Origin of the sequence: Dietzia papillomatosis NBRC 105045 (assembly GCF_001570845.1) — a bacterium.
Classification (GTDB): Bacteria; Actinomycetota; Actinomycetes; order Mycobacteriales; family Mycobacteriaceae; genus Dietzia; species Dietzia cinnamea.
In genome coordinates, this window is the sequence record NZ_BCSL01000010.1 from 14,758 (window position 1) to 35,769 (window position 21,012).

21 protein-coding genes are annotated in these 21,012 nt (G+C 72.7%); 4 read left to right on the forward strand and 17 right to left on the reverse strand.

Annotation, left to right across the window (positions count from 1 at the left end; genetic code table 11):
- Positions 1-245: 245 nt before the first annotated feature.
- On the forward strand, positions 246-902 hold the full coding sequence (locus DPA01S_RS05080; protein ID WP_061914432.1) for a murein hydrolase activator EnvC family protein: 657 nt from the start codon (positions 246-248) through the stop codon (positions 900-902).
- Positions 903-923: 21 nt separating this feature from the next.
- On the opposite strand, the gene DPA01S_RS05085 is transcribed toward DPA01S_RS05080, so the two are convergent.
- The 17 genes from DPA01S_RS05085 to ftsY all read right to left on the reverse strand — a co-directional run bounded on the left by DPA01S_RS05085 (position 924) and on the right by ftsY (position 17,440).
- Entirely contained in the window at positions 924-1,883 is a 960-nt protein-coding gene (locus DPA01S_RS05085; protein ID WP_061227804.1) for a tyrosine recombinase XerC, read from the reverse strand.
- Between the two features lie 67 nt (positions 1,884-1,950).
- A complete protein-coding gene (gene dprA / locus DPA01S_RS05090; protein ID WP_007632857.1) occupies positions 1,951-3,156 on the reverse strand; it encodes a DNA-processing protein DprA in 1,206 nt (401 codons plus the stop codon).
- Positions 3,156-4,673, reverse strand: coding sequence for a YifB family Mg chelatase-like AAA ATPase (locus DPA01S_RS05095; RefSeq protein ID WP_061914384.1), 1,518 nt, complete (start codon positions 4,671-4,673; stop codon positions 3,156-3,158). The genes dprA and DPA01S_RS05095 overlap by 1 nt, the downstream gene beginning before the upstream one ends.
- Before the next feature lie 2 nt (positions 4,674-4,675).
- Entirely contained in the window at positions 4,676-5,071 is a 396-nt protein-coding gene (locus tag DPA01S_RS05100) for a YraN family protein (RefSeq protein WP_061914386.1), read from the reverse strand.
- A gap of 143 nt (positions 5,072-5,214) precedes the next feature.
- A complete protein-coding gene (locus tag DPA01S_RS05105) occupies positions 5,215-5,520 on the reverse strand; it encodes a DUF2469 domain-containing protein (protein ID WP_007632861.1) in 306 nt (101 codons plus the stop codon).
- Positions 5,517-6,185 carry a ribonuclease HII gene (locus DPA01S_RS05110; RefSeq protein WP_371412155.1) on the reverse strand — a complete coding sequence of 223 codons (669 nt, stop codon included), beginning with the start codon at positions 6,183-6,185 and terminating at the stop codon, positions 5,517-5,519. Before DPA01S_RS05110 ends, DPA01S_RS05105 begins: the two co-directional genes overlap by 4 nt.
- A gap of 35 nt (positions 6,186-6,220) precedes the next feature.
- Positions 6,221-6,985, reverse strand: a complete 765-nt coding sequence (gene lepB, locus DPA01S_RS05115) for a signal peptidase I (protein WP_061914391.1) — start codon at positions 6,983-6,985, stop codon at positions 6,221-6,223.
- A 62-nt stretch (positions 6,986-7,047) separates the two neighbouring features.
- Positions 7,048-7,389, reverse strand: a complete 342-nt coding sequence (gene rplS, locus DPA01S_RS05120) for a 50S ribosomal protein L19 (protein WP_007632870.1) — start codon at positions 7,387-7,389, stop codon at positions 7,048-7,050.
- Positions 7,390-7,550: 161 nt separating this feature from the next.
- Positions 7,551-8,342 (reverse strand): tRNA (guanosine(37)-N1)-methyltransferase TrmD, encoded by a 792-nt coding sequence (trmD, locus tag DPA01S_RS05125; RefSeq protein ID WP_043568704.1) that lies wholly within the window; start codon positions 8,340-8,342, stop codon positions 7,551-7,553.
- A 35-nt stretch (positions 8,343-8,377) separates the two neighbouring features.
- Positions 8,378-8,911 carry a ribosome maturation factor RimM gene (gene rimM, locus DPA01S_RS05130; RefSeq protein WP_061914393.1) on the reverse strand — a complete coding sequence of 178 codons (534 nt, stop codon included), beginning with the start codon at positions 8,909-8,911 and terminating at the stop codon, positions 8,378-8,380.
- A gap of 42 nt (positions 8,912-8,953) precedes the next feature.
- Positions 8,954-9,196 carry an RNA-binding protein gene (locus tag DPA01S_RS05135; protein WP_007632879.1) on the reverse strand — a complete coding sequence of 81 codons (243 nt, stop codon included), beginning with the start codon at positions 9,194-9,196 and terminating at the stop codon, positions 8,954-8,956.
- 5 nt (positions 9,197-9,201) lie between these two features.
- Positions 9,202-9,699 (reverse strand): 30S ribosomal protein S16, encoded by a 498-nt coding sequence (gene rpsP / locus DPA01S_RS05140; protein ID WP_061227760.1) that lies wholly within the window; start codon positions 9,697-9,699, stop codon positions 9,202-9,204.
- A gap of 198 nt (positions 9,700-9,897) precedes the next feature.
- Positions 9,898-11,487: a signal recognition particle protein gene (ffh, locus tag DPA01S_RS05145; RefSeq protein WP_061914395.1), complete on the reverse strand. Its 1,590-nt coding sequence runs from the start codon at positions 11,485-11,487 to the stop codon at positions 9,898-9,900.
- A 64-nt stretch (positions 11,488-11,551) separates the two neighbouring features.
- Positions 11,552-13,927 (reverse strand): [protein-PII] uridylyltransferase, encoded by a 2,376-nt coding sequence (locus DPA01S_RS05150; protein ID WP_061914397.1) that lies wholly within the window; start codon positions 13,925-13,927, stop codon positions 11,552-11,554.
- 189 nt (positions 13,928-14,116) lie between these two features.
- On the reverse strand, positions 14,117-14,455 hold the full coding sequence (locus tag DPA01S_RS05155; protein ID WP_061227763.1) for a P-II family nitrogen regulator: 339 nt from the start codon (positions 14,453-14,455) through the stop codon (positions 14,117-14,119).
- 27 nt (positions 14,456-14,482) lie between these two features.
- The gene (locus tag DPA01S_RS05160; protein WP_050797242.1) at positions 14,483-15,778 is read right to left on the reverse strand and encodes an ammonium transporter; all 1,296 of its coding nucleotides are present in this window, start codon (positions 15,776-15,778) and stop codon (positions 14,483-14,485) included.
- Between the two features lie 237 nt (positions 15,779-16,015).
- Complete coding sequence (ftsY, locus tag DPA01S_RS05165; protein ID WP_061227764.1) at positions 16,016-17,440, reverse strand: signal recognition particle-docking protein FtsY; 1,425 nt, start codon at positions 17,438-17,440, stop codon at positions 16,016-16,018.
- A 196-nt stretch (positions 17,441-17,636) separates the two neighbouring features.
- Here ftsY and DPA01S_RS05170 point away from each other — a divergent pair, with 196 nt between their 5' ends.
- The 3 genes from DPA01S_RS05170 to DPA01S_RS05180 are packed head-to-tail and all read left to right on the forward strand — an operon-like array spanning position 17,637 to position 20,985.
- The gene (locus DPA01S_RS05170; RefSeq protein WP_061227806.1) at positions 17,637-18,272 is read left to right on the forward strand and encodes a succinate dehydrogenase cytochrome b subunit; all 636 of its coding nucleotides are present in this window, start codon (positions 17,637-17,639) and stop codon (positions 18,270-18,272) included.
- Positions 18,260-20,245, forward strand: coding sequence for a fumarate reductase/succinate dehydrogenase flavoprotein subunit (locus DPA01S_RS05175; RefSeq protein ID WP_061227765.1), 1,986 nt, complete (start codon positions 18,260-18,262; stop codon positions 20,243-20,245). The genes DPA01S_RS05170 and DPA01S_RS05175 overlap by 13 nt, the downstream gene beginning before the upstream one ends.
- Entirely contained in the window at positions 20,242-20,985 is a 744-nt protein-coding gene (locus DPA01S_RS05180; RefSeq protein WP_061227766.1) for a succinate dehydrogenase/fumarate reductase iron-sulfur subunit, read from the forward strand. The genes DPA01S_RS05175 and DPA01S_RS05180 overlap by 4 nt, the downstream gene beginning before the upstream one ends.
- Positions 20,986-21,012 lie beyond the last annotated feature (27 nt).

Sequence of the window (21,012 nt, forward strand, 5' to 3'; positions counted from 1 at the left end):
GGAAGGCCGGGCTGCACAGCCCCGGGGCCCGGATGCGGCGCCGTTGACCGGGTCGCCGCAGGACACGCGAAGTCGATCGACGAGAGTCGACCGCACGGGAGAGCATATCCCCTCGACCCCGCACAGCCAAGGCGGGCCTCTCGCCACCGGTCGCCTGACCCTGGGGATGGTCGTCCACCCTGTCCACAACCGGCGCGCCGCCCCTGGCGGTGGGCGGGCCGGTGCGGTGCACTCGTGGCGTGGCGATGATCAGGTCCCGCGGACGGGGTGGACGCGACGGGGCGCCCGCCGGCGTCGTGACCGCGGCGCTCGTCGTCGTCCTCGTCGTCGTGCCCCTCGCCTCCGCCGCTCCGCCCGCCTCCGTGCCGCCCGCCTCGGGGCCTTCCGCCTCGGTGCCCTCCGCCTCGGTGACGTCCGCGGGCGCCGTGTCGGTCGGTCCACGTCCGGCGATGGTCGGCCCCGTGCCGGGCCCGCTGTCGGTGGTCACCCCGTTCGACCCTCCGGCGCGGCGGTGGTTACCCGGCCACCGCGGGGTCGACCTGGCCGCGGAGCCGTACTCACCCGTCCTCTCCCCCGCCGACGGGACGGTGTCCTTCGCAGGCGCCGTGGCCGGGCGGCCGGTGGTGTCGATCGACCACGGCGGCGGGCTGCGCACGACGTACGAACCGGTCGCCGCCGAGGTGAGCGCCGGGGACGTCGTCGCCGCGGGTGCGCGGATCGGCCGACTCCTCGCCGGCCACCCCGGGTGTCCGGTGGTGGCGTGTCTGCACTGGGGCGCGCGGGTGGCCTCGGGAGGCACGTCCGGTGACGACGACGACTACGTCGATCCGCTCGCGCTGTTGGCCGCCACCCACCGTCCGATACGTCTCAAGCCCACACTGCCCGGCGACGGCGTCGGCTGAGAAGCGGCGGCGGCGACCCGATCAGGCGCGGGGATGGGCTCCGCGGTAGGCGGCGCGGAGGCGCTCGGCCGAGACGTGCGTGTAGATCTGGGTGGTCGCCGGCGTGGAGTGCCCGAGCAGCTCCTGGACGTGTCGCAGGTCCGCGCCGCCCTCGAGCAGGTGCGTGGCCGAACTGTGGCGCAGCGCGTGGGGCGAGACGCGGGGCGCGCCCGGCGTGGCCTCGCTGACCTCGTTGACGATCCTGCGGGCCGCCCGAGGGTCCAGGCGTCCGCCGCGGGCACCCAGAAGGAGGGCCGGCCCCGAGCGGGCGTTCGTCAGGGCCGGTCGGCCGGTGTCGAGCCAGGCGCGCAGTGCCCGGTCGGCGGGCGCCCCGTACGGGACGGCACGCTCGCGGTCGCCCTTGCCGATCACGCGGAGGAGTCGCCGTTCCGCGTCGACGTCGTCGACGTCGAGGCCGCACAGTTCGGCCACCCGGATGCCGCACGAGTACAGCAGCTCCACCACGAGGCGGTCGCGGACGGCGAGGGGGTCGCCCTCGGCCGCGCCGAGTTCGCTCGTCCGGATGGTCTCGCCCGCCTGGGCGGCGTCGAGGACCTCGGGCAGGTGCCGTCGGGCGCGCGGAGCCTCCAGTCTGGCCGCGACGTCGGTCGGGAGCAGCCCGGTGCGCGCCGCCCACGTGCTGAACGAGCGCGCCGCCGCGACCCGGCGTGCGACGGTCGACCGCGCGGCTCCGGCGGCCACCTGGGCGGCGAGCCAGCCCCGCAGGGCGGGCAGGGTCAGCGCGGCTCCGAGCTCCGGGCCGGTGGTGGGCCCGCCGTCGCCCGCCGCGAGGTGGCCGAGCAGTCCGCGGACGTCCGATCGATAGGACCGGGCGGTCGCCTCGGAGCGAGACCTGCCGGTGAGGAGGTGCGCGACGTAGTCGTCGAGCACCTCCTCGAGGTGCACGGACAGCGATTCCCCATCGTCCTCACGAGTGCGCATCCGTCCCATGGACACCGATTGTCGCGCCCCTTCGACGGGCACGCAACCACCCGGCGCGGGGCCCGACTCAGGAGACCGGCAGGCTGAGCTGCATCCCGCCGTCGCCGGATCTGCGCCAGCCCTCCGGGCCGCGCACGGCCGCGCCCGTGGACATCAGCCGACCGAGTACGGCCCGCACCGTGGCCGCCGCGATCCCGGCCGACCTGGCGACCTCCGCGGGTGCGGCCCCTCCGGAGGTCGGGAGCGCCTCGAGGATGCGCCGCGTCACGTCGTCCAGCCCGTCCCACGACGTGGCCTCCCGGGCCGGCGGCGGCGCCGTCTCCCCCATCGCTCCGGCCAGCTCGACCACGTCCGCCGTGCGTCCGATCAGCACCGCCCCGCGGTCCCGGAGGAGGAGATGGCACCCGACCGACGCGACCGAGGTGACCGGACCCGGTACGGCCCCGACCGGCCGGTCGAGGGCCGCCGCCCACGCCGCCGTGCTCAGCGCACCGCTGCGGGCCGCCGCCTCGACCACCACCGTCGCGCCCGTCAACGCCGCGATGATGCGGTTGCGGTCGAGGAACCGGTACCGCGTCACCCCGGTTCCCGGCGGCTGCGCCGAGATGACCGCGCCTGTCTCCGCGACCTCACGGAGCAGGCCGTCGTTGCCACGGGGGTACAGGCGGTCGACGCCCCCGGCCAGGACCGCGATCGTCGTGCCGCGCACCCCGAGCACAGCGCGGTGCGCGGCCGCGTCGATGCCGAACGCGCCGCCCGAAACCACCGTGAACCCCTCCGCCGCGGCCCCGGCGCTCAGATCCGCGGCCACCGTCCGGCCGTACGGCGTGGGCGCCCGGGTGCCCACCACCGCCACAGACCTCCCCAGTGCCGTCGCCGGGTCGGCAGGCCCCCGCCACCACAACCCGAGCGGGCGCAACGCGGTGGGCACCCCGCCCGTGCCGTCCCGGCGACGCCCGCGTGGCCGGTCGAGTGGCGCGAGCGCGTATCCCGGCCAGCCCGGGTCGCCCGGCACCACCAGGCGGGCACCCACGGTCGCGGCCGAGTCGAGCAGGGCCGCCCCGTCCACGTGCTCGCGACGGGACTCGGCCTGGGCGTTCAGCGTCTCGCCCGCCCGCCCGGCCCGGATGAGGTCCCGCGCGGCGACCGGACCGACCGAGTCGACCAGGTCCCACACCTGCGCGGTCGGTCTTTCGGTGACCGCTCCCAGATACGCGTACGCCTCGCGGACGTCCCACGGCACCGCCACGGCCTCTTGTTCGCCCACCGACATCAGTCCTCTCCTCGCAGCATCAACGCCTCGGCCACATGGGGCTCACGCGGCACGGTCGCCCCGTCCAGGTCGGCGACCGTCCACGCCAGGCGCAGGCATCGATCGACGCCCCGCGCGGACAGCACCCCGTGGGCGAGCGCGCGGTCGAGCGGCTGCACCGCGCTCCGATCGAGCCCCCACACCGAGCGCAACACGCGCCCGGGTACCTCGGCATTGGACCGGGCGCCCGCCGCGTCCGGGCACCCCGCCCACCTCTCGGCGGCTGCCGCGCGCGCCGCGGCCACCCTGGCGCGTACCGCGGCCGTGTCCTCCACCTCCCCGACCGCGAACAGACCCGATCCGATCGGCAGGGTGCGGGCCGCGATATCGATGCGGTCCCGCAATGGGCCCGTCAGCGAGCGGCCGTACCTCCGCCGCGCGTCCGGCGTGCAGGTGCACGCGTCCGGTCGCGCGCTGCCACACGGGCAGTCGTTGGCGGCCATCACCAACTGGAATCGCGCGGGATAGACCGAGATACCGTCCCGGCGGGCGATCCTCACCTCCCCGTCCTCCAGCGGGGTGCGCAGGCTGTCGAGCACACGGGCGGGGAACTCGGCGCACTCGTCGAGGAACAACACCCCACGGTGCGCGAGCGTCACCGCCCCCGGACGCGCGACGTTGTTCCCGCCCCCCACCAACGAGGCCACCGAGGCCGAGTGGTGCGGGGCGACGAACGGCGGCCGACGCAGCAGCGGATCCCTCGGGGCGAGCTTGCCCATCACCGAGTGGACGGCCGTGGCCTCGAGCGCCTCGCACTCCCCCAGATCCGGCAGGAGGCCGGGCAGTCGACGCGCCAGCATCGTCTTGCCTGTCCCCGGCGCCCCGCGGAGGAGAAGGGCGTGCCCGCCGGCGGCCGCGATCTCCACCGCCCGACGGCAGTCGTCCTGGCCGTGCACCTCGGCGAGGTCCTCGCGGGGCCGCCCGCCCACGGCACGCGCGGCCGGCGCGTCCGACACCAGCGCCCCGCCACCACGGCTCCACACCCCGAGCATCGCCAGCGAGTCCACGCCCGCGGAGTCGATTCCCCGCACCAGCCGGGCCTCCGCGAGGTTGGCGCTCGGAACGATCGCGCGGGGCAGCCCGGCGTCCCGGGCGGCGAGCACCGCGGGAAGGACCCCACGGACCGCACGGACCCGCCCGTCCAGGGCGAGCTCACCCACCAGCAGCGTGCCGTCGAAGCAGGACGCGGGCAGCTCCCCGGACGCGGTGAGGGTCCCCACCGCGAGCGCCAGGTCGAAACCGGAGCCCCGCTTGGGCAGACCCGCCGGCGACAGGGACAAGACGACCTTGCCCACTGGCCACGACAGTCCGCTGTTGATCACCGCCGCCCGAATCCGCTCCCGGGCCTGCAGCACCGCCGAATCCGGCAGCCCCACGATGCTCACCCCCGGCAGCCCGCGTCCCACGTCCGCCTCGACTTCGACCATCTGACCGCCCACCCCGTGCAGGGTCACCGCCCACGTCCGCCCGAGCGCCACGGCTACATCACGTCCTCGAACAACTCGAGCCGGGGCCGCGACGGATCGGCCAGATCCACCCCGACCACGTCGAAGCAGACCTGACGCCAGCGACCCGGGTGCTCCGCCAGCCAGTGGGCGGCCAGCAGGCGCAGGCGTCGGCGCTTCTTCCCCGTGACGGACTCGGCGGGGCTGCCGAAACCCGTACCGGTGCGGGTCCTGACCTCGACGAAGCGCAGTCTGCCCGCGGAGTCCAGGACCACCAGGTCGAGTTCCCCGACCGGGCACCGCCAGTTCCGGCTGATCACCACCGCACCGCGGGCCTCCAGCATGCCCGCCGCGTGTTGCTCCCCGATCCGCCCCGTCTGCAGCCGCCGATCCGCGCCGCCCCTGGCGGGTCCCGCCCAGTCCCCTGTCATCGCCGTCCTCCCGGCGGCCCGGCCCGTCCGGGTCCGCCGGGGCACACCCTGCCCGACGACGACGGCCCGATCCGCTGGTCGCGGACCGGGCCGGGGGCCTCCTGTGGAGGCGGATCGGGCTGTGGAGAGCGGGGGCCTGCAGGCTACTCCGGCAGACGCAGTTCGGGTTTGTCGAGTTCCTCGATGTTGACGTCCTTGAACGTCAGGACGCGCACGTACTTGACGAAACGAGCAGGTCGGTACATGTCCCACACCCACGCGTCGGACATGCGTACATCGAAGTACACCTCCCCGTCGGCGGACCGCGGGATCAACTCGACGGCGTTGGCGAGGTAGAAGCGCCGCTCCGTCTCGACGACGTAGGTGAACTGACCGACGATGTCGCGGTACTCGCGATACAGCGAGAGCTCCATCTCGGTCTCGTAGTTCTCCAGATCCTCGGCGCTCATCTCGTGCTGCTCCTCGAATGCGCCTGCGCGGCGCGACGGACGTTGGCGTACGACATCCGATGGATGTCGCTGGGACCGAGCTGCTCGATCGCCCTGGCGTGACCCGTGGTGCTGTACCCCTTGTGGGCGGCGAAACCGTAGCCCGGGTACCGCGAGTCGAGGTCCACCATAATCCGATCGCGCGTGACCTTCGCGAGGACACTCGCGGCGGCGATGGATGCGACCACCGCGTCACCCCCGATCACCGCCGTGGACTGGCAACCGAGACCGTCGACCGCGAATCCGTCTGTCAGGACGAACCCGGCTCGCGGGTCCAGGGCGGCGACCGCCCGACGCATCCCCTCGATGTTGCATCGGTGGATCCCGCGCGCGTCGATCCGATCCGGTTCGATCACGACGACCGAGACCGCCCTCGCGCGCCGCAGGACCGCGTCGTGGAGCCGGTCGCGGGCCGCGACTGTGAGCTTCTTGGAGTCGTCCAGGTCCGCGAGTTCCGGGTGGAGCCGGTCACCGAGCACACACGCCGCCACGACGAGCGGTCCCGCACAGGAGCCGCGGCCGGCCTCGTCGACGCCCGCGACGGGACCCAGCCCCCGCCGGGCGAGCGCGGCCTCCAGCGCGAGCCGGCCGTCCCTGCGGGTCACCCGCGCCCGGGTGGGCAGCAGGCGGTGCCCTCGCGGGCGCTCGGGACGTGCCCGGGTCACCCCGCGCTGATGTCCGGCGAGGAGACCGTCCCGATCCTGTCGAACGGGAGGATGATCGCCTGTACCTTGCCGATGATGTTCTCCGCCGGCACCGTGCCCTGGTGTTCGTCTCCCATGTGGAAGCGGGAGTCCGCGGAGTTGCCGCGGTTGTCGCCCATCACCCAGTAGTTGCCCTCCGGGACCGTGACGGGACCGAACGCGCAGTTCAACGGGTTACGGGCCGGCGACGGGTCCTCGTTGAGGTAGGGCTCGTGCAGCGGTTGGCCGTCGACGAGGAGCGACCCGTCCGGCGCACATCCCCCCACGGTCTGCCCGCCCACCGCGATCACGCGCTTGACCATGTCGTTCTGGTCGGGCGGGACGATGCCGATCACGCCGCCGATGTTCTGGAGGGCGCGGATGACGGGGTTGTCCGACCGGATGGACTGGTACCCCTCGTTCCACGAATCGGGCCCCTCGAAGACGATCACGTCGCCGGGCCGGGGATCACCGAACCGGTAACTGATCTTGTCGACGAAGATCCGGTCGCCCGTGCAGCCCGCGCAGCCGTGCAGCGTGGGTTCCATGGACTCGGACGGGATCTGGTAGACGCGACCGACGAAGGTCTGGAAGACGAACACCAGGGCCAGGGCGATCACCACCAGCAGCGGGATCTCGATATACCAGGGCTGGCCCTTCTTCTCGACGCCGCGAGCCGGGGCCCCGTGATCACGGGGTCCCGGCTCGGCGGTCTCGTGTCCGGGCGTGTCGGTGCTGCTCACCCGGATGAGCGTAGTCGATCCCGCACCGCCGACGGCGGCCGAGTCCGACGCGCTCTACGCGCTCAGCGCTTCTCCTTGATCTTCGCGGCCTTGCCGCGGAGCTCACGCAAGTAGTAGAGCTTGGCGCGGCGGACGTCGCCACGCACGAGCACGTCGATGCGGTCGATGTTGGGCGAGTGCACGGGGAACGTGCGCTCGACGCCGACGCCGAACGAGACCTTGCGGACGGTGAAGGTCTCGCGGACGCCGCCGCCCTGGCGACGGATCACGACGCCCTTGAAGACCTGGATGCGCTCCTTGGAGCCCTCGATGACCTTGACGTGCACGTCGAGCGTGTCGCCGGCACGGAACTCCGGGATGTCGTCCCGGAGGGACTTGTTGTCGATGAAGTCGAGAGTGTTCATTGTGTTCCTTGCATGTCAGGAATGAGGACAGAGGACCCTGGCGCTCGCCGTCAGGCGGGTCGACCGGTTCGTGCCCCGGATCAGCGCGACCGTCCCCGGGCGCGCGTGCGCCCGAAAGGTCAACCTCGCTAGTGTGCCATCCCCGCCGGGGGTGGCCCAAATCAACCCTCTGGCGGTTCCCAGCCCAGCTCGGCCAGGGTCTGCAGGTCGGCGGCGCTGAGCGGGGCCCCGCCCAGGAGGTCCGGGCGCCTCTCCGCGGTCCGCCGCAGCGATTCGTCGCGGCGCCAGCGTGCGATCCTCGCGTGATCGCCGCTCTTGAGGACGTCGGGCACCGGGCGGTCGCGCCATATCTCGGGGCGGGTGTAGCTCGGTCCCTCGAGGAGACCGTCGGAGAAGGAATCCTCCTCGTGACTACGCCGGTTCCCCAGCACACCGGGCAGGAGGCGTACCACGGCCTCCGCGATGACGAGGACGGCTACCTCGCCCCCGATCAGGACGTAGTCCCCGATGCTGACCTCTTCGACGTCCATGCGCTCGGAGGCCTCGTCGACCACGCGCTGATCGATGCCCTCGTAGCGGCCGCACGCGAACACGATCCGACGGCGGCGGGCGTACCTGTGGGCGTCGGACTGGGAGAAGGGCCGCCCGGCGGGGGTCGGGACGATCAGCAGGGGCCGGGAGTCCGGATCCGAGGCGGCCGGCCCGGTCGTCAGCCCGGTGTCGGTCTGGGGAACGAGGTCGTCGAGCGCGTCGCCCCACACCGTTGGCCGCATCACCATCCCCGGCCCGCCGCCGAACGGGGTGTCGTCGACGGATTTGTGCACGTCGTGGGTCCAGGCGCGCAGATCGTGGACGCCGACCTCGATGATGCCCCGGTCGACGGCGCGACCGAGAAGGGCGAGCCGGAGCGGGGCGAGGTAGTCGGGGAAGACGGTGACGACGTCGAGACGCATGATCGGCCCGCGCCGCTCCTCGGCGGCGGGCCCGGTCACGACGTGCCCAGGTCGAGCAGCCCCTCCGGTGGGTCGATGACGCACGTCCCACCGGAAACGTCCACCTCGGGGACCATCTCGGTGACGAAGGGCACGAGCGCGTCGGCACCGTCGGTCAGTCGGATCCCGAGGAGCTCACCGGCGGGGGTGTGGACGATCTCGGTGACCTCGCCGAGCGGTGCGCCCGAGGTGTCGAGGACCCGGAGCCCGACGAGCTGGTGATCGTGGTACTCGTCCGGGTCCTCTGGATCGGGGAGCTCGGCGGAGTCGACCAGCAGGAGCATGCCGCGCAGCGCGTCGGCCGTGTCGCGGTCGGATACACCGGCCAGGCGCACGAGAAGCCGCCCGGAATGGTTCCGGGCGGCTTCCACTGTGACGTCACGGTCGGTGGCGCGGTCCCCCTTGCCGACGCGGCCGGTGAGCCGCGCGCCGGGGGCGAAGCGCTCCTCGGGCGAGTCGGTACGGACCTCCACCACGAGCTCGCCGCGGACGCCGTGCGATTTGACGACGCGGCCCACGACGAGCTCCATGGTGTGTCAGGTCCTCCGGTTGTCGGCGCGTACTGGGTGGGATCAGCGGTCGGTGTCGACCACGTCGACCCGGATGCCCTCTCCCCCGACGGCGGAGACGATCGTCCGGATGGCGGACGCGGTTCGACCGCCCCGCCCGATGACACGGCCGAGATCCTCGGGCGCGACCGCCACCCGGATCACGGTGCCGCGCCGACCACCACTCGACCGGACGGACACGGCGTCGGGATCCGACACGATGCCGCGGACGAGGTGGTCGACGGCGTCGACGACCATGTCGTTCATCTGTCTCAGGCCTCGGCGGTCTCGGCGTCAGCCGACGCGGCCTCACCCTCGGCGGAGTCGGTCGACGCGGCGGCCTCCTGCTCGGCCTTCTTGGCCTCTTCGGCCTTCTTCGCCTTGTCGGCCTTGCGCTTGGCGGTGATGGCCTCGGCGGACGGCTCGCCCTGGGCCTCCTCGAGCGCCTTGTTGAACAGGTCCAGCTTGGAGGGCTTGGCCTCCGGGGTGCGCAGGGTGCCCTCGGCGCCCTCGATGCCCTTGAACTTCTGCCAGTCGCCCGTGATCTTGAGCAGCTGCTCGACGGCCTCGGTCGGCTGGGCGCCCACGCCGAGCCAGTACTGGGCCCGGTCGGAGTCGATCTGGATGAAGCTCGGCTCCTCCTTCGGGCGGTAGAGGCCGATGGTCTCGATGGAGCGACCGTCGCGGCGGGTACGGGCGTCGGCGACGACGACCCGGTACTGCGGGTTGCGGATCTTGCCGAGTCGGGTGAGCTTGATCTTGACGGCCATGAGCGCGTCTCACTTCCTGTAGTGGGTCACATGGCGATTCAGCGACGCCCGCGCTGCTCGCGGGGTCCGGTTTCGCCTTCCGGGTGACCGCCGTTCGGCCCGGACCCCCGCGTGGGGACCCACCGGTGACGGCGTCCAGCGGTCCAGTCTAGACACGCCCGGCCCGCGCGCACCAATCGGTGCACACGGGCCGTCGGGTCACCTCTTGGGGAACTTGAGGTTGTCCAGATCGATGCCCTCGAGGCCGGGCGGGAGCTGGTCCAGGCCCGGCGGCATCTGGGACAGGTCCGGCATGCCCCCGGGCGGCATCCCCGGCATCCCACCGGGCGGCATCCCCGGCATCCCCGGCATACCGGGCATCACGCCGCGGTTCTTCGGCGGCGTGGGGCCGCGCCCCTTGCCCTTCCCCTTGCCCTTCTTGCCCTTGCGCTGGTTCTTGCGCCCGGCCCCGGGCATCCCCATCTGGCCGGCCATCCGGCTCATCATCTTGCGCGCCTCGAAGAACCGGTCGACGAGCTGGTTGACGTCGGTGACGGTAACGCCCGAGCCGTTGGCGATGCGTTGACGCCGGGATCCGTTGATGATCTTGGGATCGGCGCGTTCCTCGGGGGTCATGCCGCGGATGATCGCCTGGATGCGGTCGAGGTGCTTCTCGTCGATGTCGCCGACGGCGGCCTTCATGTCCTTGCCGCCGGGCAGCATGCCGAGCAGGTTCCCGATGGGACCCATCTTGCGGATCATCATCATCTGGTCGAGGAAGTCCTCGAGCGTGAGCTCGCCGGAGCCGATCTTGGCGGCGGTCTTCTCGGCCTCCTTGGCGTCGAAGACCGTCTCGGCCTGCTCGATGAGCGACAGGACGTCGCCCATGCCGAGGATCCTGCTCGACATGCGCTCCGGGTGGAAGACGTCGAAGTCCTCGAGCTTCTCGCCGTCCGAGGCGAACATGATCGGGGTGCCCGTGAGCTCGCGGACGCTCAGCGCGGCGCCGCCGCGCGCGTCGCCGTCGAGCTTGGTGAGCACGACGCCGGTGAAGCCCACGCCCTCGCGGAACGCCTCGGCGGTGACCACCGCGTCCTGACCGATCATGGCGTCCAGGACGAAGAAGGTCTCGTGCGGCTGGACGGCGTCGCGGATGCCGCGGGCCTGGGCCATCATCTCCTCGTCGATGCCGAGGCGGCCGGCGGTGTCGACGATCACGACGTCGTGCATCTTGGCGCGTGCGTGGGCCAGCCCGCGCTGCGCGACGGACACCGGCTCCTGGACGCCGATCTCCGCGCCGTCCCCGCCGACCGAGGTGCCGGGGTGTGGGGCGAAGGTCTGTACTCCGGCGCGCTCACCGACGATGCGTAGCTGGTCGACCGCGCCCGGGCGTTGGAGGTCGCACGCCACCAACAGCGGCGTGTGCCCCTGGCCCTTGAGCCAGTACGCGAGCTTTCCCGCCAGCGTGGTCTTACCCGCACCCTGGAGGCCGGCCAGCATGATCACCGTCGGTGGTTGCTTGGCGAACTCGATCCGGCGGGCCTCGCCACCGAGGATGGCGGTGAGCTCGGCGTCGACGATCTTGACGACCTGCTGGGCGGGGTTGAGCGCCTCGGAGACCTCGGCGCCCTTGGCCCGTTCCTTGACCCGGGAGATGAAGGCGCGCACCACCGGCAGTGCGACGTCGGCCTCGAGCAGCGCGAGTCGGATCTCGCGGGCCGTCGCGTCGATGTCGGCCTCGCTCAGCCGACCTTTTCCGCGCAGGTCCTTGAGCGCCCCTGTGAGACGGTCGGACAAGGATTCGAACACGGCAACAGCTCCCTGGTTCGCGTCCCGGGAGCGCGCGCGTCCCGGCGTCGTCGGCGACGACTGATCACAGGGTATCGGCACGCGCGACGACGGGCGTCGCGGGCTCGTGTCCCGGCAGCAGTGACTCGACCTGACCGGCCGTGCTGAGGACCGCACCCGGGCCGGAGAGGGCGAACACGTCCTCGACCGCGGCACCCCTGGTGCGGACCACCACCCAGTCGATCCGGGCGCCCGTCTGCAGGATCGCGGAGACGATCCGGGCGAACAGCCCGGGTCGGTCCTCGGCGCGGACCTCCATCATCACGCCGTCCGCGTCGGAGCGGTGCCCGACGAGGACCGAGGATCTGGCCCGCGGGGGACCGATGGGCAGGGCCTCGCCCCGAGAGAGGGCCGCGCGCAGCGATCCCGGGAGGCCGGCGTCGATCGCCCGTCGCAGGTCCTGCCGGAGCACGCGGGCGTCCACCGGGTCGCCGAACCGCGTGGAGACGGTCATCCTCGCGCGCATCCCCCCGGGCGGCCGCAGGTCGATCTCCGCGTCGACGATCTCCAGTCGGTGGGCGGCGAGGACCTCCGCGGCCACCGCCAATGACCGTCCGGCACCGGGGGCCACGAGGGTGACCTCGTGTGTGGTGCCCGTGCCCGCCGCACGGAGGTCGACGACGACGTCGGGGGGACCGTGCCGTCTCGACGCCCGCACCGTCGGCGCCTCGACGGCGGCCGGGCGGGGTCCCACCTGGGCGCGGCACGCCGCGACGAGCGCCGTGTGCACGCCGGCCCGTCCCGCCGACCACACGGTCGGTCCGGTGGCGATCGAGTCGGCCTCGGTGAGCGCGGCCAACACGTCCAGCGCGACCGTGTCCCAGTCCAGGGTGTCGAGGACGAACTGGGCGGTCTCCGGGTCGGAGGGGTCGCGGCGTGCGGCGGTCCTCGCGAGGAGGAGGTGGTGTCGGACGAGTCGTTCCAGGGTCTGGGTGTCGCGCACGCTCAACCCCATCCTCTCGGCGATCGGCCGGATCATCACCGCGCCGTTCTCGCTGTGGTCGCCCACGCGGCTCTTGCCGAGGTCGTGGAGGAGCGCCGCGAGCAGCAGGAGGTCGGCCCGCGCGACCGAGGTGGTGAGCCGCGACGCCTCGACCGCCGTCTGCACGAGGTGCCTGTCGACGGTGTAGACGTGCGTGCGTTCGCGGGCGGGCAGATCCCGCACGCCGGACCACTCCGGCAGCAGGCGTTCCCACAGTCCGCAACGGTCGAGGGCCTCGTGAACGGGGATCTGCGCCTCCCCAGAGCCCAGCAGGACCAGCAGGTCGGACAGCGCCTCCGCGGGCCAGCGGCCGTCGGGGGCGGGGCTGCGCTCGGCCAGGACGCCGAGGGTGGACCCCGCCACCGGGAGGGAGAAGCGCGCGGCGGCGGCCGCCACGCGCAGGGGTAGCCAGGGCTCCTCCTCGACGCGCGCGCCACGGGCCAGCGCCACCTCGCCCGCGTGCTCGACCACGCCGTCGTCCAGCGGCCGGCGGACCGGGGACCGCCTCAGCAGCCCGGTGAGTCCCCGCGTCGACAGGGTGGCGCACGATCCGCGGATCGCCTGGTCGGCGGTGAAGGCGATCGTGCGGGAGGCGTCGCTGAGGGCACGGGCGAGGTCGAACCGGTCACCGAGTCCGAGGGCACGGCCGACCTCGTCGCCGTACTCCGCGTGTAGCACCTCGCGGGCTCGTCCGGCGACCCGGTGCAGCTCGGTGCGGGCGTCGAGCACGAGCCGGTGCGCGGCGGCCATCCCCCCGGGCACCACCGGTCGGCCGTCGCTGAGGTGCGCCAGCGCCAGGGCGGTGACGAGCTGTGCGTCGCGCAGCCCCCCGACACCGTTCTTGAGATCCGGCTCGCTGCGGTGGGCGATGACGCCGGCGCGGTGGCGCCTGGCCGCGGCCGCGGCGACGAGGTCGTCGAAGCGGGAGGCGATCTGGTCACGCCACTGGCGGCGGGCACCGTCGACGACCAGAGCACCGAGATCCGCGTCGCCGGCGATCACCCGCGCGTCGAGCAGGCTCAGGCCCACCGAGACGTCAGCCGCGGCGACGGCGAGGCACTGGTCGACCGTGCGGACGCTGTGGTCGAGGCCCACCCCGGAGTCCCATAGCGGGTACCACAGCGCGTCGGCGAGCTCGCCCACGTCGCGGTCGGTGCGGCGCTCGTGCACGAGCACCAGGTCGAGGTCGGAATGTGGCAGGACCTCCCTGCGACCGAGTCCGCCGAACGCGATGAGGGCGAATCCGGAGCCCGGGTCGACGCCGGCCTCCTCGGCGAGCCTCGCCAACTCCATCTCGTAGAGCTCGCAGAGGGCGGCCCGTAGCGCCGCGGCCGGTAGATCCTCGCGTCGCGCGGAGAGGATCTGTGCGCGTCCGGCCCGCAGTGCCGTGGCACGTTCGCCGTCAGCCGTCGCCGTCATCCCTCTCCCCTTCCCCACGTCCGTCGGATCCAGGGTCCCGCGCCCGTGTCACCCCGCCGGGGCGGGCGTGTTTCGCTTCTGTGAACGGCCCCGCACGGAGCAGGCGCGCACGAGAGCGCGCGGGCCGTCCCCGTCGGGGACGACCCGCGCGCGGAAGCGGGGTGTGCGTGGGTGAACGGGCGGGGCCGCTCAGATGGCGTCGACGCCCTCCTCGCCCGTGCGGACACGGACGATGCTCTCGACGGCGGTCACCCAGACCTTGCCGTCGCCGATCTTGCCGGTGCGGGCCGCGTCGACGATCAGCTGCACGACCGCCCCGGCGGTGTCGTCGTCGACCACCACCTCGACCCGGATCTTCGGGACGAAGTCGACGGCGTACTCGGCGCCGCGGTAGACCTCGGTGTGGCCTTTCTGGCGGCCGTAGCCCTGGACCTCGCTGATGGTCAGTCCGTGGATGCCGGCCTGCTCGAGGGCGGCCTTGACGTCGTCGAGCGTGAACGGCTTGACGATCGCGGTCACGAGCTTCATGTCGTGGTTCCTTTCGAGGTGGTCGGGTCAGCGGATGAGCGCGCTGGTGGAGGGTTCGTACGCGGTCTCCGCGTGCTGGGCGCCGTCGATGCCGGCCTGCTCGTCGGACTTGTCGATCCGCCACCCGAGGGGGCGGCAGATCGCCCAGGCGATCGCGGTCATCACCGCGGTGAACACGAGCGCCGCGACGGCGATCACGATCTGGACCACGAGGAGCTTCCATCCCTCGCCGGAGTAGAAGATCCCGGGGGCGGTGTCGAAGGTGCCGGTGGCGAACAGCCCGATCGCGATCGTGCCCCACAGGCCGGCGACCAGGTGGACGCCCACCACGTCGAGCGCGTCGTCGTAGCCGAAGCGGTGCTTGAGTCCCACGGCGAGGGCGGACAGCACACCCGCGATCGCGCCGAGGGCGATGGCACCGAGCGGGTGGACCGACCCCGCGGCGGGGGTGATGGCGACCAGTCCGGCGACGACGCCGGAGGCCGCGCCGAGGCTGGTGGCGTGCCCGTCGCGGATACGCTCGGCCAGGAGCCAGCCCAGCATCGCGGCGGCAGTGGCGGCGGTGGTGTTGACCCAGGCCAGGCCGGCCGTGCCGTTGGCACCGAAAGCGGAGCCGGCGTTGAACCCGAACCAGCCGAACCACAGCAGCGCGGCGCCGAGCATGACCAGGGGCAGGCTGTGCGGGCGGAAGGCGGTGCGACCGAAGTCGAGCCGCTTGCCGATGAGCAGGACGAGCACCAGGGCGGCCATGCCGGCGTTGATGTGCACGACGGTTCCACCGGCGAAGTCGACGGGGCCCACGGCGGCGGTCAGACCGCCCTCGCCGTCGTCGACCGTCCCGAAGATCATGGCGGCCAGACCACTGTCGGAGTGGGAGAGCAGTCCCCCGCCCCACACCATGTGGGCGAGCGGGAAGTACGCGAGGGTGACCCACACCCCGGCGAACGCGAGCCAGGTGCCGAACCGGACGCGCTCGGCGATCGCGCCGGAGATGAGCGCCACGGTGATGATCGCGAACGTCACCTGGAAGGCGACGTCGACGACCGCCGGGTAGGCGCCCGAGCCGGACATCATCCAGCCGCTCGCGTCCCCGATCACCCCGGACAGTCCGAACATCTCGAAGGGGTTGGCGAACAGTCCGGCCACGGACTGGCTGCCGTAGGACATCGACCAGCCCCACAGCAGGTAGACGACGCCGACCAGCCCCATGGTGCCGAACGACATCATCATCATGTTGAGTACCGACTTCTGCCGGGACATACCGCCGTAGAAGAGCGCCAGGGCTGGCGTCATGAGCAGGACCAGAGATGCCGCCATGAGCATCCAGGCCGTGTCTCCCGTATCGAACTCCGGCGTCGCCTCCTGGGCGAGCAACGCGACACTGTCACCTATCACGGTGCGGTCCTCCTCGTTTCATCGCGTGGTGAGCGTCTTCTCGCTCCCCGGTCGCCTGTAGAGGTTTCCGCTGCCGTGTTGCGGTGGGTGTCCGCGTGTGTTTCCTGACGGTTACACGCGGCGGGCCCCGGTTCCGGTTGTGTATCGCGGCCCGCCGCCCCGGGCCTACGTCCCGAGCAGGGCGTCCACGAACGCCTCGGGGGTGAACGGCGCCAGGTCGTCGGCGCCCTCCCCCAGTCCGACGAGCTTGACCGGCACGCCGAGCTCGTGCTGGACCTGGAAGACGATCCCGCCCTTGGCGGTGCCGTCGAGCTTGGTCAGGACGACGCCCGTGATGTCGACGACCTCCTTGAACACGCGGGCCTGCATGAGGCCGTTCTGCCCGGTGGTCGCGTCGATCACGAGCAGCACCTCGTCGACGGGGGTCTTCTTCTCGACGACCCGCTTGACCTTGCCGAGCTCGTCCATGAGGCCGGCCTTGGTGTGGAGGCGGCCCGCGGTGTCGACGAGCACGGCGTCCACGCCGGTCTCGACGCCACGCCTCACCGCGTCGAAGGCGACCGAGGCGGGATCGGCGCCCTCCTTGCCGCGCACGACCTCGGCGCCGACGCGCTCCGCCCAGGTCTGGAGCTGGTCCGCCGCGGCGGCGCGGAACGTGTCCGCGGCGCCGAGGAGGATGGCGCGGCCGTCGGCCACGAGGACGCGGGCGAGCTTGCCGGTCGTGGTGGTCTTGCCGGTGCCGTTGACGCCGACGACGAGGAGGACGGCCGGCGTCCCGTCGTTCGGCAGCGCACGCAGCGATCGGTCGTACTCGGGGTGGAGGTTGTCGATGAGGGTCTGCCGGAGCAGGTCCCGCACCTCGGCCTCGGTGCGGACCTGGCGGGTCGCGATCTCCTCCCGCAGCCGGTCCACCACGCGCTGGGTCGTGGTGGCCCCGAGGTCGGCCATGATGAGGGTGTCCTCGATCTCCTCCCAGGCGCCCTCGTCGAGGTCGCCCGCACCGAGGAGGCCGAGCAGCCCCTGGCCGACGGTGTTCTGCGAGCGGGCCAGCCGGCCCCGGAGGCGGTCGAGTCGGCCGGTGGCCGGATCGATGCGCTCGACCGGTGCGACCGGCTCGGGGGTCCCGGTGATGCCCTCGGTGGTGGGCGCCGGGACCTCGTCGGAGGGCACCTCCGGCGGCGCGACCACCGGCTCGACGGGAGCGGGCTCGACGACCTCCGTGTCCGCGCTCGGACCGGGTTCGACGTCCGGCTGGACGACGGGGGTCCCGGGCGCGGCATCGACGCCCGCGCCGCCCTCCGGCGCGGGCGGCGCGGCGGGCGGCGCGGTCGGCGCGGCAGCGGAACGGGGCTCCTCCCTCGGGATCGGCTCCTTGGCGGGCGCGGCCACACCGCCGCCCTGTGCGAAGGAGAACCCCGTCCCGGCCTGGTAGTTGCCGGACCGCTCCTCGCGGGTGAGCTCCTTGCGTTCCTCGGCCTTGGTCAGTGAGATCTGCCGCTTCTTGCGCAGCTGCAGGCCCACGACCAGGGCGATGACGGCCAGCAGCAGCACCGCGGCGACGGCGATGATGATCCAGGTGGTGGTAGTCACGTGCCCAGTATGGACGACTCCGTTCGTCTCCATCCCGGTCCCCGGGGGCGACGGCGGGCCTAGACTGGCGTCTGTCGCTGTCCGGGGAGGAGTCCCAGTGGTCGAGGTCGCTACGACGCCGCCGGGGGTTCCACGCGCGCGCCGCCGGTCCGTGCCTCGGGCGCCGACCCCGCCCACCTGGATCCTGAAGACCGTCATGGCGGGCACGGGATTGCTGTTCACCGCCTTCGTGCTGGCGCACATGGTCGGCAACCTCAAGGTGTTCGGCGGGGCTCCGGGCTTCGATGCGTACGCCGCGTGGCTGCGCAGGTTGCTGTACCCGCTCGTCCCGCCGAGCGGCGTCCTGTGGGTGCTCCGCGGTGTGCTGGCGGTGAGTCTGGTGGCGCACGTGTGGTGCTCACTGCTGTTGGTCCGGCGGTCCCGAGCGTCCGCGGGTCCGCACCGGCGGCGGACGGGCGTGACAGCCAGTTCGTTCGGCGCCCGGTCGATGCTGCTCACCGGCGTGGCGGCGCTGCTGTTCGTCGTCGTCCACGTCCTGGACATGACCACGGGCACCGCCCCTGTCGCCCCCGCGGCGTTCGAACCCGGTTCCGCGTACGCCAACCTCGTGGCCAGTTTCTCGCGGACGTGGGTGGCCGCCTTCTATGTCACGGTCATGCTGCTGTTGGCGGTACACATCGCCCACGGCGTCCGCACGGCGGCTGGCGACCTGGGCGTGACCGGCGAGCGGAGCCGCGGGGTGATCACGGTGCTGGGTGGGACGGTCGCCGTGGCAGTCCTGCTCGGGAACGCGGCCATCCCGATCTCCGTTCAGCTCGGATGGCTGGCGTGACGTTCACCGCGCCCCCGGTTCTCCTCCCCGACGCGCGGGCGGGCGGCACCCTGTCCGCCGGGACGCCCGCCGGCGACCCCGCGACGGCGTGGACCAGGCGACGCGACGCCTACCCGCTCGTGTCGCCGGCGAACCGTCGCCGTTTCCACGTGGTGGTGGTCGGAACCGGCCTTGCCGGGGCGGGCGCGGCGGCGGCGCTCGGCGAACTCGGCTACCGGGTGACGGCGTTCACCTATCACGATGCCGCCCGCCGGGCGCACTCGGTGGCCGCGCAGGGCGGCATCAACGCCGCCCGGAGCCGCCGGGTGGACGGCGACTCCGTGGCCAGATTCGTCGCCGACACGGTCTCGGGCGGGGACTTCCGGGGCCGCGAGGCCGAGGCGTTCCGGCTGGGCGAGGAGTCGGTGCGGGTGATCGACCACTTCTCCGCCATCGGCACCCCGTTCGCCCGTGAGTACGGCGGTGTGCTGGCCACCCGGTCCTTCGGCGGGGTGCAGGTCTCCCGGACGTACTACTCCCGCGGGCAGACCGGGCAACAACTGCAGATCGCGGGCGTCCGGGCCCTCCAGCGGCAGATCAGTGCGGGCACCGTGCGGCTGCACACCCGCCACGAGATGCTGGACCTCGTCGTCGACGACTCCGGCTGCCACGGGGTGGTGGTACGGGACCTGGTCACCGGCCAGATCCGGGCAGAGACCGCGCACGCGGTCGTCCTGGCCACCGGCGGCTACGGGACCGTCTTCCACGCCTCCACGCTCGCGATCCACTCCAACGCCTCGGCGGTGTGGCGCGCGCACCAGCGGGGCGCACTGTTCGCCTCGCCGTCGTTCGTCCAGTTCCATCCCACCGCGCTGCCCAAGGACCACGACCGGCAGTCCAAGACGACCCTCATGAGCGAGTCGCTGCGCAACGACGGTCGGATCTGGGTGCCCCGCCACATGGGCGACGACCGCGCCCCGGGTGACATCCCCGACTCCGGGCGCGACTTCTTCCTCGAACGCCGGTACCCCGCCTACGGCAACCTCGTCCCCCGGGACGTCGCCTCGCGGGCGATCACCGCCGAGATCGGCGCCGGGCGCGGGGTCGGCCCGCGCCGCAACTCCGTGTACCTCGATTTCCGGGACGCACTGGCCCGCGACGGGCGCGGGCGGATGACCGAGCGCTACGGCAACCTCTTCGAGATGTACGCGAACGCCACCGGCGAGGACCCGTACACCGTGCCCATGCGCATCGCCCCGACCTGCCACTTCACGATGGGCGGGCTGTGGAGCGACTACGACCTGCAGACCTCGATCCCGGGGCTGTTCGTGGGCGGCGAGTGCGGGTCGAACTACCACGGCGCCAACCGGCTCGGGGCCAACTCACTGCTGAGCGCGAGCGTCGACGGTTGGTTCACCCTGCCGCACTCGGTTCCGGCGCATCTGGCGGCCCGTCTCGAGGACGGGCTGCCGGACGACGACGACGAGGTGGTCGTGTCGGCCGTGACCCGCGCCCGCGAGAGAGTGCGGGACCTGCTGACCGTGGGCGGGTCGACCGGACCGGAGCACTTCCACCGGGAGCTGGGCGAGATCCTCTATGCCGGCTGCGGTGTCACGCGCACCGCGCAGGGCCTCTCCCACGCGATCGACCGCATCCGGGACCTGCGGGCCAGGTTCTGGGTCGACCTCCGGGTCACCGGCACGGGCACTCACCTCAACCACGTCCTCGAGCACGCCGGCCGGGTGGCGGACTTCCTCGAACTGGCCGAGTTGATGTGCGTGGACGCCCTCGACCGCGATGAATCGTGCGGAGCCCACTTCCGCGCCGAGCACCGTACCCCCGGCGGCGAGGCCCTGCGCGACGATGAGCGGTGGTGCTTCGTCTCGGCCTGGGGGTCCGCGGGCGACGACCGCGGTGGTCCCCGGACCTTCATCCGTCACGCCGAGCCGCTGGAGTTCTCGGCGGTCTCCCCCACCGAGAGGAGCTACCGTTGAGGCTGACACTGCGCGTCTGGAGGCAAGCGGGCCCCGCCGAGTCCGGCCGCTACCGGGATTACGAGGTCGACGACGCCCGGCCGGAGATGAGCGTGCTGGATCTGCTCGACCTCCTCAACGCCGGGCTGATCGACGCCGGTGCGGAACCGGTGGCCTTCGACTCGGACTGTCGCGAGGGGATCTGCGGGGCCTGCGGGGTCACCGTCGACGGCCGCCCGCACGGGCCGACGGACAACACGCCGTCCTGTCGCCAGCGGCTGGCGTCCTTCTCCGACGGTGACACCGTGCGGATCGAGCCGTTGCGGGCGACGGCCTTCCCGGTCATCCGGGACCTCGTGGTTGAGCGAGCAGCTCTCGACGAGGTCGCGCGAGCCGGAGCCCACGTCTCGGTCCCCACGGGGGCGGCCCCCGATGCGGACACGACCCTTCAGGGACACGACGCGGCGGAGGCCGCGCTGGACCTCGCCGCGTGTATCGGCTGCGGCGCGTGCGTCGCTTCATGCCCGAACGGGTCGGCCAATCTCTACGTCGGCGCCACACTCGCCCACCTCACCCTCATGCCGTTCTCCGACCTCGAGCGGGGGCCCCGCGCCCGCGAGATGGTCCGGGCGGCGGACGTGGAGTTCGGCCCCTGCTCCCTGTACGGCGAGTGCGCACGGGTCTGTCCGGCGGGGATCCCGCTGCGCGCGGTGGGCGCGGTCAACAGGGAGCGGCTCCGGTCGGTGTTCCGTCGTTCCTGACCGACCCCGGACGGAGCCCATCCCGGA